General features: G+C 63.8%; 16 protein-coding genes. 8 read left to right on the top strand and 8 right to left on the bottom strand.

Translation table 11 applies throughout. The features are described 5' to 3' along the window. Positions 1 to 343: 343 nt before the first annotated feature. Together PSEMO_RS14250 and PSEMO_RS14255 are read right to left on the bottom strand one after the other, a co-directional pair. Positions 344 to 1,273: a LysR family transcriptional regulator gene (locus tag PSEMO_RS14250; RefSeq protein WP_075803636.1), complete on the bottom strand. Its 930-nt coding sequence runs from the start codon at positions 1,271 to 1,273 to the stop codon at positions 344 to 346. Continuing rightward, a complete protein-coding gene (locus PSEMO_RS14255) occupies positions 1,270 to 2,244 on the bottom strand; it encodes a quinone oxidoreductase family protein (protein ID WP_075803637.1) in 975 nt (324 codons plus the stop codon). The genes PSEMO_RS14250 and PSEMO_RS14255 overlap by 4 nt, the downstream gene beginning before the upstream one ends. Before the next feature lie 228 nt (positions 2,245 to 2,472). Here PSEMO_RS14255 and PSEMO_RS14260 point away from each other — a divergent pair, with 228 nt between their 5' ends. Next, positions 2,473 to 3,270 (top strand): alpha/beta fold hydrolase, encoded by a 798-nt coding sequence (locus tag PSEMO_RS14260; RefSeq protein ID WP_075803638.1) that lies wholly within the window; start codon positions 2,473 to 2,475, stop codon positions 3,268 to 3,270. A gap of 98 nt (positions 3,271 to 3,368) precedes the next feature. Here the strand turns inward: PSEMO_RS14260 and PSEMO_RS14265 are convergent, their stop codons facing one another. Next, positions 3,369 to 4,049, bottom strand: coding sequence for a metallophosphoesterase (locus tag PSEMO_RS14265; RefSeq protein ID WP_075803639.1), 681 nt, complete (start codon positions 4,047 to 4,049; stop codon positions 3,369 to 3,371). A 79-nt stretch (positions 4,050 to 4,128) separates the two neighbouring features. Here PSEMO_RS14265 and PSEMO_RS14270 point away from each other — a divergent pair, with 79 nt between their 5' ends. Beyond that, positions 4,129 to 4,626: a DUF3016 domain-containing protein gene (locus tag PSEMO_RS14270; protein WP_075803640.1), complete on the top strand. Its 498-nt coding sequence runs from the start codon at positions 4,129 to 4,131 to the stop codon at positions 4,624 to 4,626. A 60-nt stretch (positions 4,627 to 4,686) separates the two neighbouring features. Further along, the gene (locus tag PSEMO_RS14275; RefSeq protein WP_075803641.1) at positions 4,687 to 4,914 is read left to right on the top strand and encodes a hypothetical protein; all 228 of its coding nucleotides are present in this window, start codon (positions 4,687 to 4,689) and stop codon (positions 4,912 to 4,914) included. Positions 4,915 to 4,929: 15 nt separating this feature from the next. On the opposite strand, the gene PSEMO_RS14280 is transcribed toward PSEMO_RS14275, so the two are convergent. Beyond that, the gene (locus PSEMO_RS14280; protein WP_075803642.1) at positions 4,930 to 5,112 is read right to left on the bottom strand and encodes a hypothetical protein; all 183 of its coding nucleotides are present in this window, start codon (positions 5,110 to 5,112) and stop codon (positions 4,930 to 4,932) included. A 70-nt stretch (positions 5,113 to 5,182) separates the two neighbouring features. Beyond that, positions 5,183 to 5,659: a GNAT family N-acetyltransferase gene (locus tag PSEMO_RS14285; RefSeq protein WP_075803643.1), complete on the bottom strand. Its 477-nt coding sequence runs from the start codon at positions 5,657 to 5,659 to the stop codon at positions 5,183 to 5,185. Between the two features lie 194 nt (positions 5,660 to 5,853). Here PSEMO_RS14285 and PSEMO_RS14290 point away from each other — a divergent pair, with 194 nt between their 5' ends. Then, entirely contained in the window at positions 5,854 to 6,138 is a 285-nt protein-coding gene (locus tag PSEMO_RS14290; RefSeq protein WP_075803644.1) for a hypothetical protein, read from the top strand. Between the two features lie 3 nt (positions 6,139 to 6,141). Here the strand turns inward: PSEMO_RS14290 and PSEMO_RS14295 are convergent, their stop codons facing one another. Beyond that, positions 6,142 to 6,540 carry an SH3 domain-containing protein gene (locus tag PSEMO_RS14295; protein ID WP_075803645.1) on the bottom strand — a complete coding sequence of 133 codons (399 nt, stop codon included), beginning with the start codon at positions 6,538 to 6,540 and terminating at the stop codon, positions 6,142 to 6,144. A 565-nt stretch (positions 6,541 to 7,105) separates the two neighbouring features. On the opposite strand from PSEMO_RS14295, the gene PSEMO_RS14300 reads away from it, so the two are divergent. After that, positions 7,106 to 8,692, top strand: coding sequence for an ABC-F family ATPase (locus PSEMO_RS14300; RefSeq protein ID WP_075803646.1), 1,587 nt, complete (start codon positions 7,106 to 7,108; stop codon positions 8,690 to 8,692). Between the two features lie 134 nt (positions 8,693 to 8,826). Then, on the top strand, positions 8,827 to 10,023 hold the full coding sequence (locus PSEMO_RS14305; RefSeq protein ID WP_075803647.1) for an MFS transporter: 1,197 nt from the start codon (positions 8,827 to 8,829) through the stop codon (positions 10,021 to 10,023). Here PSEMO_RS14305 and PSEMO_RS14310 read toward each other — a convergent pair. Both PSEMO_RS14310 and PSEMO_RS14315 read right to left on the bottom strand, forming a co-directional pair. Then, entirely contained in the window at positions 10,003 to 11,034 is a 1,032-nt protein-coding gene (locus PSEMO_RS14310; RefSeq protein WP_075803648.1) for an alpha/beta hydrolase family protein, read from the bottom strand. The two genes, PSEMO_RS14305 and PSEMO_RS14310, sit on opposite strands and share 21 nt — an antisense overlap. 103 nt (positions 11,035 to 11,137) lie before the next feature. Continuing rightward, complete coding sequence (locus PSEMO_RS14315) at positions 11,138 to 11,749, bottom strand: FMN-dependent NADH-azoreductase (protein WP_075803649.1); 612 nt, start codon at positions 11,747 to 11,749, stop codon at positions 11,138 to 11,140. Between the two features lie 121 nt (positions 11,750 to 11,870). On the opposite strand from PSEMO_RS14315, the gene PSEMO_RS14320 reads away from it, so the two are divergent. Together PSEMO_RS14320 and PSEMO_RS14325 are read left to right on the top strand one after the other, a co-directional pair. Next, positions 11,871 to 12,779: a LysR substrate-binding domain-containing protein gene (locus tag PSEMO_RS14320; RefSeq protein ID WP_075803650.1), complete on the top strand. Its 909-nt coding sequence runs from the start codon at positions 11,871 to 11,873 to the stop codon at positions 12,777 to 12,779. After that, a complete protein-coding gene (locus tag PSEMO_RS14325; protein ID WP_075803651.1) occupies positions 12,772 to 13,134 on the top strand; it encodes an MmcQ/YjbR family DNA-binding protein in 363 nt (120 codons plus the stop codon). Before PSEMO_RS14320 ends, PSEMO_RS14325 begins: the two co-directional genes overlap by 8 nt. Positions 13,135 to 13,648 lie beyond the last annotated feature (514 nt).

Raw genomic sequence — 13,648 nt, forward strand, 5'->3', positions numbered from 1 at the left:
AAATGAGAATCCATTTTATTTGAAACAAGTTTTGATGGTGCTGCAACGGGCCTCATCGCTGCATGGGGATCTACACATCTTTTCCGAAGTCCAGTGGTGACCCCGGGGCGCTTGTCGAGAGACCGCATGATGGCCACCAGGTGCAAGCCGACAGATCTTCAGCGTTCTCCAGATCGAGCGCCGCGCGGGCGACGCTCGATCTCAAGGGCGCCAGAAAAGTCGTGGCAAGCACCTGTCAGCCCTGATGCGATCTACTGACGGGCCTTCTCACCTCAAAAGATGTGTAGATACCCATGCTCATCGCTGGCAAGCCAGCTCCCACAGGGGCCGCGGTGTTCTCGACTCATGGATTCAACCAGGGCGCCTGCGGCTCGAACCGCCCCTCGATCCACTGCTTGAACGCCAGCACCGTCGCCGCCGGAAACCGCGCCGAAGGCCGCACCAGGTACACGCCTCCGGTTGGGTCCAGTTGCCATTGCGGCAGCACCCGCACCAGCCGACCCGCAGCCAGGTCCTGGCTCATCAGCCATTCCCCGGCACCGAGAATCCCGGCGCCGGCCCGGGCAGCCGCCAGCAACGATTCGCTGTCATTGGCAGTAAGGTTGCCCTTGGGCGTAACCGTGCACTGCGCTTCCCCTGCGTACAGGCGCCATTGCGGAAAAGACGCCAGGCCACTGAAGCGCAGGCAATTGTGCTGCTGCAGGTCGTGAGGCTGCTGCGGCACACCCCGGCGTTCGAGGTAGTCCGGTGAAGCACAAAGAATCCGCCGGTGATCGCAGAGTTTTTTCGCGATCAGCCGGTTGTCCTCCAGCTCGCCGATACGAATGGCGATGTCGAAGCCTTCGTCGATGATGTCCACCAGCCGTTCGCTGTAGTCGGCAACGATGGATACCTGCGGCCAGGCCTCGAGAAACTCCGGCAACATGGGCCCGATGCACAGGCGTCCCATGGCCGCCGGCAACGCCAGGCGCAACACCCCGCGCACTTCGGCAGCCCCGGAAATCGCCTGCTGCTCGGCCTCGGCGATCATGCCCAGGGCGGCGCGCAGGCGTTGCTCCAGCCTTTCGCCGGTCGGAGTGACCCGCACCTGACGGGTCGAACGCTCGATCAGGCGCACGCCGAGGCGCTTTTCCATCGCCGCCACGCGCTTGGAAATCACCGTGGGATGGCGCTCCAGCAAGCGCCCGGCGGCGACGAAGGAGCCTTGCGCAGCCACGGCAAGAAAGGCAGCTATTTCATCGCTGTGGGGGTTGTCCAGCAGGTCGAGATTCATGGTGTGAGAATGATCGCTCCCGAGGATCGTCCGGATTCCAGATCGGCGTGGGCCTGGGCGGCATCGGCCAGCGGGTAGCGAGCCCAGATGCGCGGACTGATGATACCCGCCTGCAGCGCTCCCAGCACATCGGCGGCACGTGCCTGGTACTCCTCGCTGCTGGCCGTATGGGCCGCGAGCGACGGGCGGGTGATGAACAGCGAGCCCTTGCCATTGAGGGTGGCCATTTCAACCGGCGCCGGGGCACCACTCGAGGCGCCGAAGGACACCATCAGGCCGCGAGGGCGCAGGCTGTCCAGGGACGCTTCGAAGGACGCCTTGCCGATCGGGTCGTAGACCACGTCCACCTTGCGGCCCTGGGTAATGCGCGCAACGTCTGCCGCCAGGGTCTGCGGATCGAACACCAGCACCGCGTCACAGCCCAGGGCACGGGCCTTGTCGACGCTGGACTGGCGCGATACCACGCCGATGACGAAGGCACCAAGATGCTTGGCCCAGGGCGCCATGATCGAGCCCAGCCCGCCCGCCACTCCGTACAGCAGAACGGTGGTTCCCGGCCCTACCGCATAGGTGGAGGTGAGCAGGTACTGGGCGGTGATGCCCTTGAACAACAGCGCCGCAGCGTCTTGCGCACTCACCGAATCCGGCAGCTTCACCAGGCGCTCGGCGGGAAACAGCCGGGCACTGGCATAACCGCCCAAGGGACCTGTGGCATAGGCGACGCGATCACCTGGGGCGACATTGCTCACCCCTGCCCCCACCCGCACCACCCGACCCGCACCTTCCAGCCCGAGCCCGCCCGGCAAAGGCACGGGTACCGCGCCCTTGCGCTGGGTGATATCGAGGTAGTTGACGCCGATGGCTTCCTGCTCCAGCCAGACTTCGCCGGGACCGGGAGCCAGGTCATCCACGGCCTGCAGCTCGAGGACATCCGGCGCACCGGGTTCGCTGAAACGTATTGCGTGAGCCATTGCCATTCTCCTTGCCTGTTCAGGCAACTGGTTGCGGTATGACCCGCAGTATGGGTATCACCTCCTACACCAACAATACGGGCTATGCGCACTTCATTGCTGCACTAGTTGCAGCAATCTGCTGAATGGATGGACATCACAACCTGGCACCATGGTTCCGTTAAGGATTGTCACATCTGTCGCGGTTTGTTATTCATCAAGCACTTGGACATGAATCTGGAAGCCCGTATGTCGTCGCCCGTCAGTGCAGAAGCGGTATGGATCGAAACCCCTTATGGCCAGCTGTTCGCCCGACGCTGGTTTCCGGCGCAGCTGGACAGCACTCGGCCGGTGATCGTGCTGTTCCATGATTCACTCGGTTGCGTGGCGCTCTGGCGGGATTTTCCCGAGCAGTTGTGTGCCCGCACCGGGTTGCAGGTGGTGGCCTATGACCGGCTGGGATTCGGGCAGTCAACCCCCTGGCCTGGACCCCTGCCGCTGGACTTCATCGAGAACGAGGCGCGGCGTTTCTTCCCGCTGCTGCGCGATGCCTTGGGTATCGGTCGCTTCATTGCCTTTGGCCACAGTGTCGGCGGCGCCATGGCCAGCGCGTGCGCAGCGCACTATGGCGAGGCGTGTCAGGCGCTGATCACCGAATCCGCCCAGGCCTTTGTCGAGGACCGCACGCTGGAAGGCATTCGCACAGCGAAGGCGCAGTTCCGGGAGCCCGGTCAACTGGAGCGCCTGGCCCGTTATCACGGCGACAAGGCCCGCTGGGTACTGGATGCCTGGACCGAGACCTGGCTGTCGGAGGCGTTCGCCCACTGGACGCTGGAGAGTATCGTCGGGCGCCTGCACTGTCCGCTGCTGGCCCTTCACGGTGAGCTGGATGAGTACGGCTCGACCCTGCACCCCCAGCGGATTGCCGCACTGGCCGGGGATCGGGGTGAGGCGGTGATCCTGGAGGGCCATCATCATGTGCCGCACCGGGAGGACGCAGCGCTGGTGCTGGACAAGGTGGCGGATTACCTGAAGCACGCCACGTAACCTGTGGGAGCTGGCTTGCCAGCGATAGCTGTAGTGAATTCACCGACGTCATCGCTGGCAAGCCAGCTCCCACAGGGTACGCCGTCGTTCCTATGTAGCTAGGCAGGCTCCAGCGTCGCCAGATCCAGCAAGGTGAAATGCCCCTTGGTCCAGCCTCCGGTGTCGATGTGCCAGACATTCCCCAACACCTTCACCTCGGTCACCGGGGTATGCCCGACCAGCAGCGCCCGCAGGTCCGCCACACCGCTTTCGTTACCGTCCTTCAGGCGCAGTCGCGACCACTGGCATACTTCACGGATCTTCTCCGGTACCGGAGACGCCTCGAGCAAGGGCCGCAGGTCGCGCCAACGGCTCACCGGGCAGTCGGCATGCAGCAGTCCTACAGGTCCGCGTTCGGTCTCGACCTGCAGGGCCAGCGGCAGTCGCTCGAAAACCTCGGCAAAACGCAGTTGTTCAGCGTCCGGCAGATCCAGGAACCAGTCACCCCCTGCCGCGAGGTACATCCGATAGTCGAGCCACTCACCGCGCACATGGGCAATCGCCAACGCCTCATGATTACCCTGCACCGCATGGAACCAGGGCTGGGCCAGCCAGTCCGGCGCTTCTTCGCATTCCGGGCCGCGGTCCACCAGGTCGCCGACGCTGAACAGGCGGTCCCGGGTCGGATCGAACGCCACCCGCTCCAATGCCTCGCGCAGGCGGGAAAAGTGCCCGTGAATATCGCCGACCGCCAGGTCGCGCCCGTGCAGATTGCGGCTCAGATACATCACCTTGCTCATGGCTTCGCTCCTGCTCTGCATTGCGCCTTTGCGGGCGTACAATAGCAATTTGCGCGGTTATCGTTTCCAGAGGTCAATCATGCGCCTGCCCACGAAACTTGCCATCCTTGGTGTGCTTTTCTTCACCAGCGTGGCACAGGCGGCTACCCCAGCCGTCGAGGTCACCTACATCCACCCGGAAAAATTCCGCGATGCCAGCCTGCGCGGTGAGGGGTATGCCCGCGGCGCCGACGAACAGGTGCTCAAGCAGATCCGCGCCTACCTGGAAACCCTCGGCAAACGCTATCTGGGTGAAGGCCAGAGCCTGCACATCGATATCCGCGATATCGACCTGGCCGGGCGCTACGAGCCCTGGCAGCCGCAGGCGAACTCGGTGCGCTTCATGCGCGATATCACCTGGCCGAGCATCGACCTGCACTACCGCCTGGAACAGCGCGGTCAGGTCCTGAAACAGGCCGATGTACGGGTCGACGACAAGTTCTACCTGCAACGCCCGGGACGCCTGGGCAACAACGACTCGCTGTACTCGGAAAAAGCCATGCTCAACGACTGGTTCCGCGAACTGGTAAAACCCTGAGGCAACCGTTCCTTTTTCCAGGCGCTGCTACACTGAAATCGCTTACAGGAGGAACGAGTCATGTCCGACAAAGACATTCAAACCCTGCTCACCCTCATCAACCACCGCCAGGACCGCCTGGCCAGTGCCTGCAAGGACATCGCCGACTGGATCGACAGCCAGGGCGACCTGCCCGCCGCCGGCAGGATCCGCGAAAGCCTGCGGGCGGTGGAGGCCGATGAAGCGCTGGTGAAGCGCACCCTCACCACCCTCAACCTGGACAGGCCGCTACCGCGCTTCCGCCACTAGGCTGGATGTTGAGGATCAGTCGTCCAGATGGTCGTCGTGGTCCTCGTCGTCCAGCACATCCAGGCCGTATTCCTCGTCTTCATCCTCGACGTCATCGAACATCGGGTCGGCGTACTGTTCGCCCTCCTCGTCATCGTGAAATTCGTGGTCAAGAAGATGATCGTGCTCCGGTTCGTGGAGTTCGTCTTCGTCGTGCATGGGCGGTTTCCTGCGTGCTCAAGGGATATGACCGCGCCTGTATAGGGCGTCGTTCGTGCGGCGTCAACGGTCAGAGGCGCTGGTGCATCTGGACCAGGGCTACCCGCTGGCCATTCTGGTCCTGGCGTTCCTCGATGCCGAAGGGCACGAAACCCAGTTTCGGATACAGCAACAGGCCAGCGGTATTGTGGTTGAAGCAGGACACCTTCATCTCCCGGGCCTGATGACGCTGGCGGGCCACCTCCATCATCTGCTCCACCAGATAGCGCGCCACCCCACGGCCTCGGGCGTTGGGCGACACCAGCACATTGCCGAGGGAACAGGTACCGCCCTGCTCCCACTGGTAGAAGTTGGCGAACGCCAGCACCTCGTCGCCCTCCACCACCACGCTGGAATCACTGCGTTGCGCAACGGCGGCGGCCAGTTGCTCCGGGGTCAGCGGCCAGGTGCATTTGGGAAAGAAGAAGAACGCCTCATCTGAAGATTGGGCGAAGGTGCAGACGACGGGAATATCGCCAGGCTGGGCGGTACGGAAACTCAGGGTCACGGGGTTCACCTTTACTGGGTGGCGGTCGATCAGTTAACTACACGGGCTCCGAGGCCGCAAATGATGCTGGCGCTTTCACCTCGAACGCTCTATCACGGCTCATATAGCGTTAAAGTAAGACTTTGTGCGAATACCATTGGATCTTTTCAAATGATAATATTTCGCAACTCTGAGTCATCGCCCAGGGAAGGGACATGCAGGACAAGTACGAGATCCACTATGTGAAGAACGGCCTGAAGAAGGTCGTGGTGACCAATCGCAACGGCATGAACTGGCTGGAAGCCTGGAAGGCAGCGCTATTGATCGACGGCACCTGTGCCGGCGCGACGGTGGGCCTGCGCTGCATCGACGACGCCATGGCCCGCGCCGGGGAAAGCGGCATCAGCAAGGTGCGCTGGAACAAGGCGAGCCATATCGTCTCCTGGAGCGAGCGGGCCAGGCTGGATGAAAGCCGGTTGCTGGTGACGCAGATCGACTGAAGCTCAGGCCGGCTGGAGGTTACGCAAGGGCACCCAGCCGCTTTTCAACTCAGTGCCAACCTTGTGGGAGCCGGCGTTGCCGGCGATGAGGCCCTCAGGCTCGACATATGAACACCAGACCCAGCCATTCATCTGCCGCGCCCCGAAAACCCTCTGCCCTGAATCCACATCCAGCTCCCGAGCCGTGTAATCCTCCAGCGCCACCCCCTGCCCCGCTGCCAGTATCCTGATCACCTGCCCCGGCACCCAACCGCCCTGCTGTCCGGGCACGTCGCAGAAGTACCAGTTGTCCCAGCCCTCGTCGCCCTCATAGCGCTCGCCCACCGCCAAGGGTGTGTGCTTGACGAAGCTGATGGGCTCGGGAAATTCGCTGCGGTGGGGTTCGATAACCAGATAAAGCATGGGGTGCTCCTTGCATGACCGGGCCGTCTATCCTGAGCAGCAAAGCGTGAGATTGCTACAACGTCGTTATGAAGTGGCAGAAGTCGCGCGGCGGTGGAGGGATCCTGGTCTACCCAAGGCCGAAGCCGAGCAAATTGCCATGCACCTTGGCGAGGGGCCCGAGACCTTCGAGGTGACCCCGGGTCGCTTGTCGACAGACCGCATGATGGCCACCAGGCGCAAGCCGACAGATCTTCAGCGTTCTCCAGATCGAGCGCCGTGCGGACGGCGCTCGATCTCAAGGGCGCCAGAAACGTCATGACAAGCACCTGTCAGCCCTGATGCGATCTGCTGACGGGGCTTTAGATACCCACGCTGCGATGAGGCAGCCCTCCCGCCGTACACATTCCCCACAACACCGTCATACAACTCCCCTGCAAGCTGTGCGACAATGCGCGCCAAAATCCGGCCTCACCCCGCCTTCACTCCCCGACAGCCCGGTCCTGACGTGCCTTCCGTGCACGGCGGACGAGCACGTCTGCCCCGGGCTGCAAGGCGTCACCCAAGTTACTGATAGGTAAGCATTTTGATTTCCACCGCGAATATAACCATGCAGTTTGGCGCCAAGCCGCTGTTCGAGAACGTTTCCGTCAAGTTCAACAACGGCAACCGCTACGGCCTGATCGGTGCCAACGGTTGCGGCAAGTCGACCTTCATGAAGATCCTCGGCGGCGATCTGGAGCCGAGCGCCGGGCAGGTCATGCTCGAGCCGAACACCCGCCTCGGCAAGCTGCGCCAGGATCAGTTCGCCTACGAGCAGTTCACCGTGATCGACACGGTGATCATGGGCCACGAGGAGCTGTGGAAGGTCAAGGCCGAGCGCGATCGCATCTATTCGCTGCCGGAAATGACCGAGGAAGACGGCATGGCCGTCGCCGAGCTGGAAACCGAGTTCGCCGAGATGGACGGCTATACCGCCGAATCCCGCGCCGGCGAGCTGCTGCTGGGCCTGGGTATCCCGCTGGAACAGCATTTCGGCCCGATGAGCGAAGTCGCTCCCGGCTGGAAACTCCGCGTGCTGCTGGCCCAGGCGCTGTTCTCCGACCCGGAAGTGCTGCTCCTCGACGAGCCGACCAACCACCTGGATATCAACACCATCCGCTGGCTGGAAAACATCCTCACGGCGCGTAACAGCACCATGATCATCATTTCCCACGACCGTCACTTCCTGAACTCGGTCTGCACCCATATGGCTGACCTGGACTACGGCGAGCTGCGCCTGTTCCCGGGCAACTACGACGAGTACATGACCGCCGCGACCCAGTCCCGCGAGCAGTTGCTGGCCGACAACGCCAAGAAGAAAGCCCAGATCGCCGAGCTGCAGACCTTCGTCAGCCGCTTCTCGGCCAACGCCTCGAAAGCCAAGCAGGCCACCTCCCGCGCCAAGCAGATCGACAAGATCCAGCTGGCCGAAGTCAAGCCGTCGAGCCGGGTCAGCCCGTTCATCCGCTTCGAGCAGACCAAGAAGCTGCACCGCCAGGCGGTGACCCTGGAGAAAGTCTCCAAGGGCTTCGAAGACAAGCAACTGTTCAAGAACTTCAGCTTCACCGTCGAAGCCGGCGAGCGCGTCGCGGTGATCGGCCCGAACGGTATCGGCAAGACCACCCTGCTGCGCATGCTGGTCGGCGAAATGGCCGCTGACGCCGGTAGCGTGAAGTGGACCGAAAGCGCCGAGGTCGGTTACTACGCCCAGGACCACGCCCACGACTTCGAGGACGACGTCAGCCTGTTCGACTGGATGGGCCAATGGACCCAGGGCGAACAGGTGATCCGCGGCACCCTCGGGCGCATGCTGTTCTCCAACGACGAGATCCTCAAGTCGGTGAAGGTGATCTCCGGTGGTGAGCAAGGCCGCATGCTGTTCGGCAAGCTGATCCTGCAAAAGCCCAACGTGCTGGTGATGGACGAACCGACCAACCACCTGGACATGGAATCCATCGAGGCGCTCAACCTGGCCCTGGAAAACTACCCGGGCACCCTGATCTTCGTCAGCCACGACCGTGAATTCGTGTCGTCCCTGGCCACCCGCATCATCGAGCTGAGCCCGGATGGCGTGGTGGACTTCAGCGGCACCTACGACGATTACCTGCGTAGCCAGGGCGTCGTGGTCTGATAAACAGGTCGGCCCGGTCCCATATGTTGGGACTGGGCCGGTTGCTGATCGATTAATTCGTTAGCCTGCTTTCTTTTATTTCCGCACGCAGCCATGATGTAAGCCTTCAACCGCTTGCCTGCGAACGAAACCCCATGCCCGCCGCACCCTCCGCTTCGCCCTCGTCGCTGTCTGTCACCCTGCAGATCCTTTCCATCGTCTTCTACACCTTCATTGCCTTCATCTGCATCGGCCTGCCGATCGCGGTACTGCCCAGCCATGTGCATGACGTGCTCGGCTACAGCGCAGTGGTGGCGGGCCTGGTGATCGGCATCCAGTACCTCTCGACCCTGCTCAGCCGGCCCATGGCCGGGCGTCTGGCCGACAGCCTGGGGACCCGCCGGACCATCGCCTACGGCCTGTTCGGCATTGCCTTTGCCGGGTTGCTGACCTGGGCATCAGCCTTGGTGATCAGCCTGCCGCTGCTGAGCCTGGTGCTGTTGCTGGTCGGCCGGGTGCTGCTGGGCATCGCCCAGGGCCTGATCGGCGTCGGCACCCTGAGCTGGGGCATCGGCCAGGTGGGCGCCGAACACACCGCGCGGGTGATCAGCTGGAACGGCATCGCGTCCTACGGCGCCATCGCCATCGGTGCGCCGGTCGGGGTGATCCTGGCCGGCGAGACCGGCTTCTGGAGCATCGGCCTGGCCCTGACCGCCCTGGCGGTGATCGCCCTGCTGGTGATCAGCAGCCAGCCATCGCTGCCGGTGGTGCGCGGCGAGCGCCTGCCGTTCTGGGCCGCCTTCGGCCGCGTCGCGCCCTGCGGCCTGGCACTGACCCTGGCCTCCATCGGCTACGGCACCCTGACCACCTTCGTCACCCTGTTCTATCTGGAGCGCGGCTGGAGCGGCGCCGCCTGGTGCCTGACCGCCTTCGGCCTCTGCTTCATCGTCTCGCGCCTGCTGTTCGTCAACGCGGTCAACCAATGGGGCGGCTACCGCGTGGCGATCGCCTGCATGGCCGTGGAAACCCTCGGCCTGGCCTTCCTGTGGCTGGCCCCGTCACCGGCCCTGGCCCTGGTCGGCGCCGGCCTGACCGGCTTCGGCCTGTCATTGGTCTATCCGGCACTGGGTGTGGAGGCGATCAAGCAGGTGCCGCCCACCAGTCGCGGGGCCGGGCTCGGTGCCTATGCGGTGTTCTTCGACCTGGCCCTGGCGATCGCCGGGCCGGTGATGGGCTTTGTTGCCGCCCACCTGGGTTACGCCTGGATCTTCTGCGTCGCGGCGCTGTTGTCGCTGGTCGGCGTGGGACTGGTGCTGGTCCTGCTGCGCCGTTCAGTTGCCGGCGGTGTGTAGGCCAGCGCGACTGGACACACCCAATGCCTTGTTGAAGAAGTGCGAGGCTTCCGACTGCAGCGACAGATGGATGCCCAGGCGGTCGACGCCCTCGGCATCGTTGCACAGCGCCGGCATCCGCGCCCGTTGCACGTCATCGCAAGGCGACATGAAGACGAAGTGCCCCGCCCCTTCCAGGCGGCGATAGTTGGGCGTCACCGGCAACTTGCGGGCCAGAGCCTCGGCATTTTTGTCCACGGCCAGCAACTGGTCGTGGTCACCGCTGTAGATCAGCGACGGCACCTTCACATCGGACAATGCCTGACGCCCGAAACTCAGGCTCAAGGGCGCCATCAGCAGCAACGCGCGAATCCGCGGATCAGCTTCCGGCAGCAGGTCGGCGCGATCGGCGACCAGCTCGCCGTGGCGGGTGCAGGCATCGGCGTCCAGCGGGCGTTCCTGGCAGTAACGCCGCAGGCGCTGCAGGTCAGGCCGTGCCCCGGACAGAATCAACGCCGTCTCGGCACCGGCCGAATAGCCGATCATGCCGACCTGGTCGGGGCTGACTTCGGGCGCCAGCAACGGGTCGTCGAGGGCGGCGGTGATCGCCGCGCTGATCTGCAAGGGACGCCCATACAGATTGCTCAGGGTGCCAAGGCGGCTGTGGTCCTTGTTGTTGTCGCCCGGGTGCACCGCCGCGACCACCACGAAACCGCGCCGCGCCAGGGCACTGGCCAGGTCGTGCAGGGCCATCGGCGTGCCGGTATTGCCGTGGGACAGGGCCAGCAGCGGGAAGCGCCCCATCACGACCGGACCCTCGGCGGCCACATTCAGTCGATAGCCGTCGATGCGCCGGACATGGGGCTGGCCACTGGAGGGATAGAACGCCAGCACCTGCATGGGCTGGCCATCCAGCGGGTCGGGGATGCTCATGCGGTGCAGGCCGACGCTCCAGTGCTGCGCGGGCTCGGCCTGCACCAGCAGGCTGCAACCGAGCACCGAAAGCACCAACAATGTCCGTAAGACCCGCATTCTGTTTCACCTTGACCCAAACGGCGACGACCCGCTCCATGCAAAGCATAGAGCGGGCCAAAACGCAGCGGATGAAAGCTGGATGAAACTCCTGACAGCCGGATCAGGCGGCGACGAACAGCTCGTTGGCGATCTGCGCCTGGGCGGCCTGCATCGCGTTGTTGCGCGGCTCTTCGCCATAGGCCAGGCCGTGGGCGCGAACGAACTCGACGTCGGTGATGCCGATGAAGCCGAGGAACACCTTGAGGAAATCTTCATGACCCACGCCGGTAGGCTGGCCAACGTGCAGGCCACCGGCAGTGGACACCACGATCACCTTCTTGTTGCCGCACAGGCCTTCCGGGCCGGTTTCGGTGTAGCGGAAGGTCTTGCCGGCGACGGCGATGCGGTCGATCCAGGCTTTCAGTTGGCTGGCGATGCTGAAGTTGTACATCGGCGCGCCGATGACCACGGCGTCGGCCTCGAGAAACTCTTGCAGGGTTTCGGCGCTGAGCCTGGCTTCATGGGCCAGGGCGGCATCGCGCGCCTCTTCCGGGGTGCCGGCGGCCAGCAGGGTCGCCGAAGAGAAGTGGCTGATGGCGTCGGCAGCCAGGTCGCGGTAAATCACTTCCACGCCCGCTTCGGCAGCTTGCCAGGCCTGGACCACTTGCTGGCTCAATTGGCGCGAAGCCGAGTTGTCGCCGAGGATGCTGGAATCGATATGCAAGAGTTTCATGGGGTTCTCCCTGATTTGAGGACCGCTGGTCGGCGGTGACGATGGGGTGAATCCTACCGATAGGATCAATGAGTGATAAGATCCCGAATTCGCGTTAGTTCGTCCTACTGATGGAACAATCATGCAAGACCTCAATGACCTGTTCTACTTCGCCCGCGTGGTCGAAGCGGGGGGCTTCGCCGCCGCAGGGCGCCAGCTGGGCATTCCCAAGTCGCGGCTGTCGCGGCGCATCGCCGAGCTGGAGGAGCGTCTCGGCACCCGCCTGCTGCAGCGCACCACCCGGCAACTGAAGCTGACGGCGGTGGGCGAGCGTTATCTGCGGCACTGCCAGGCCATGTTGCTGGAGGCGGAAATGGCCGACGAGGCCGTGGCCAGCATGACCAGCGAACCTCGCGGGCGCCTGCGGGTATCCAGCCCGGTCGGGCTGGCCCATGCCTTCCTGCCGGTGGTCATCACCCGCTTCCTGGCGCTCTACCCGCAGGTGCAACTGGAGATGGTCCTGGTCAACCGCCGCGTCGACCTGATCAACGAAGGCATCGATGTGGCCCTGCGCGTGCGCGATGTCGGGGACGAAGACCCGGCGCTGGTCACCCGCCGCCTCAACCGGGCGCAGATGCAACTGGTGGCGTCGCCGGATTTTGCCCGTGCGCACCCGCTGCAGCACCCGTCGGAACTGGCCGGGCTGCCGGTGCTGGGCGCGGTGGAGGCTGATCGCCTGGTGCACCTGCGCCTGCTGGATGCCGACGGCAAGCGCGAGGAACTGGCTCTGGAAGCCCGCCTGGCCATCGACGACTTCGTCGTGCGCAAGGCCGCCGCCCTCGCCGGCCTGGGCTTCACCGCCCTGCCCCTGTTGCACTGCGAGGAAGAACTGGCCCGGGGCGAACTGGTCAACCTGTTGCCGGACTGGTCGATGCCCAGCGGCTTCCTGCAGGCGGTCTACCCTCATCGACGCGGTGTGTTGCCGGCGGTGCGGGCGTGGATCGACCATCTGGTGGCATCGTTCGAGGAATGTGGAGAGCGTTATGTCTGAGCGGCAGTTGAATGAAGAACAGGTCGCGGCCTTCTGCCTGGGCTTGCCCGGGGCCCGGGAAGACTACAAATGGGGCGGCGTGCGGGTGTTCTCCGTGGCCGGGAACAAGATGTTCGCGGTGATGGACCTGGCGGGTGCGGGGTTGTCGTTCAAGGTCGACAAGGATCTGTTCGTGGGTTACGTGGATATGCCGGGGATCAGGCCGGCGCCGTATCTGGCGCGGGCGCACTGGATCAGCGTGGCCCGGCCCTATGCCCTGGGGCGCGAGGCGCTGGAGGATCTGTTGCAGCGTTCACACCAGTTGGTGGTGGGCAAGTTGCCAAAGGCACTGCGGGTGGGGTTGTTGCTCGACTGAGGCTCTGGCCTTGTGTGTGGGCTGATGGCCGACGCGGTTCAGGGAGGAGCGTGGCTTGCCCGCGAAGGCATGGGTATCTACATATCTCTCAGTGCCATACTGAGTGCTTTGGCTTTGGCTTTGGCTCTGGCTCTGGCTCTGGCTCTGGCTCTGGCTCTGGCTCTGGCTCTGGCTCTGGCTCTGGCTCTGGCTCTGGCTCTGGCTCTTGATCTTGATCTTGATCTTGATTGTCCCGGCCTTCAGGAGGCTGAGTGGAGCGCTGATGTAGGGGGTGGAGGCCCATGGATGGCCCGGAAAGCGCCATAGGGCAGGAGCCCGTATGGCGCGGCCCCCGGAATCAGTGCGGAAGGAAGGGACCCGGAGCGAAGCGTAGGGCCGGATGCGGGCCGGTGTACGGATCACCCACATGGGTTACAAAAAAGTGCACTCACATAGGTAACACTTGAAGTGTCACATAGCCATCAATGGCATCTCTTTCATCGATCCTCCCAAGGATGATTGGGCCGAAGATAAC

It is taken from the genome of Pseudomonas putida (assembly GCF_001941965.1).
In the GTDB taxonomy this organism is placed as follows: domain Bacteria; phylum Pseudomonadota; class Gammaproteobacteria; order Pseudomonadales; family Pseudomonadaceae; genus Aquipseudomonas; species Aquipseudomonas putida_L.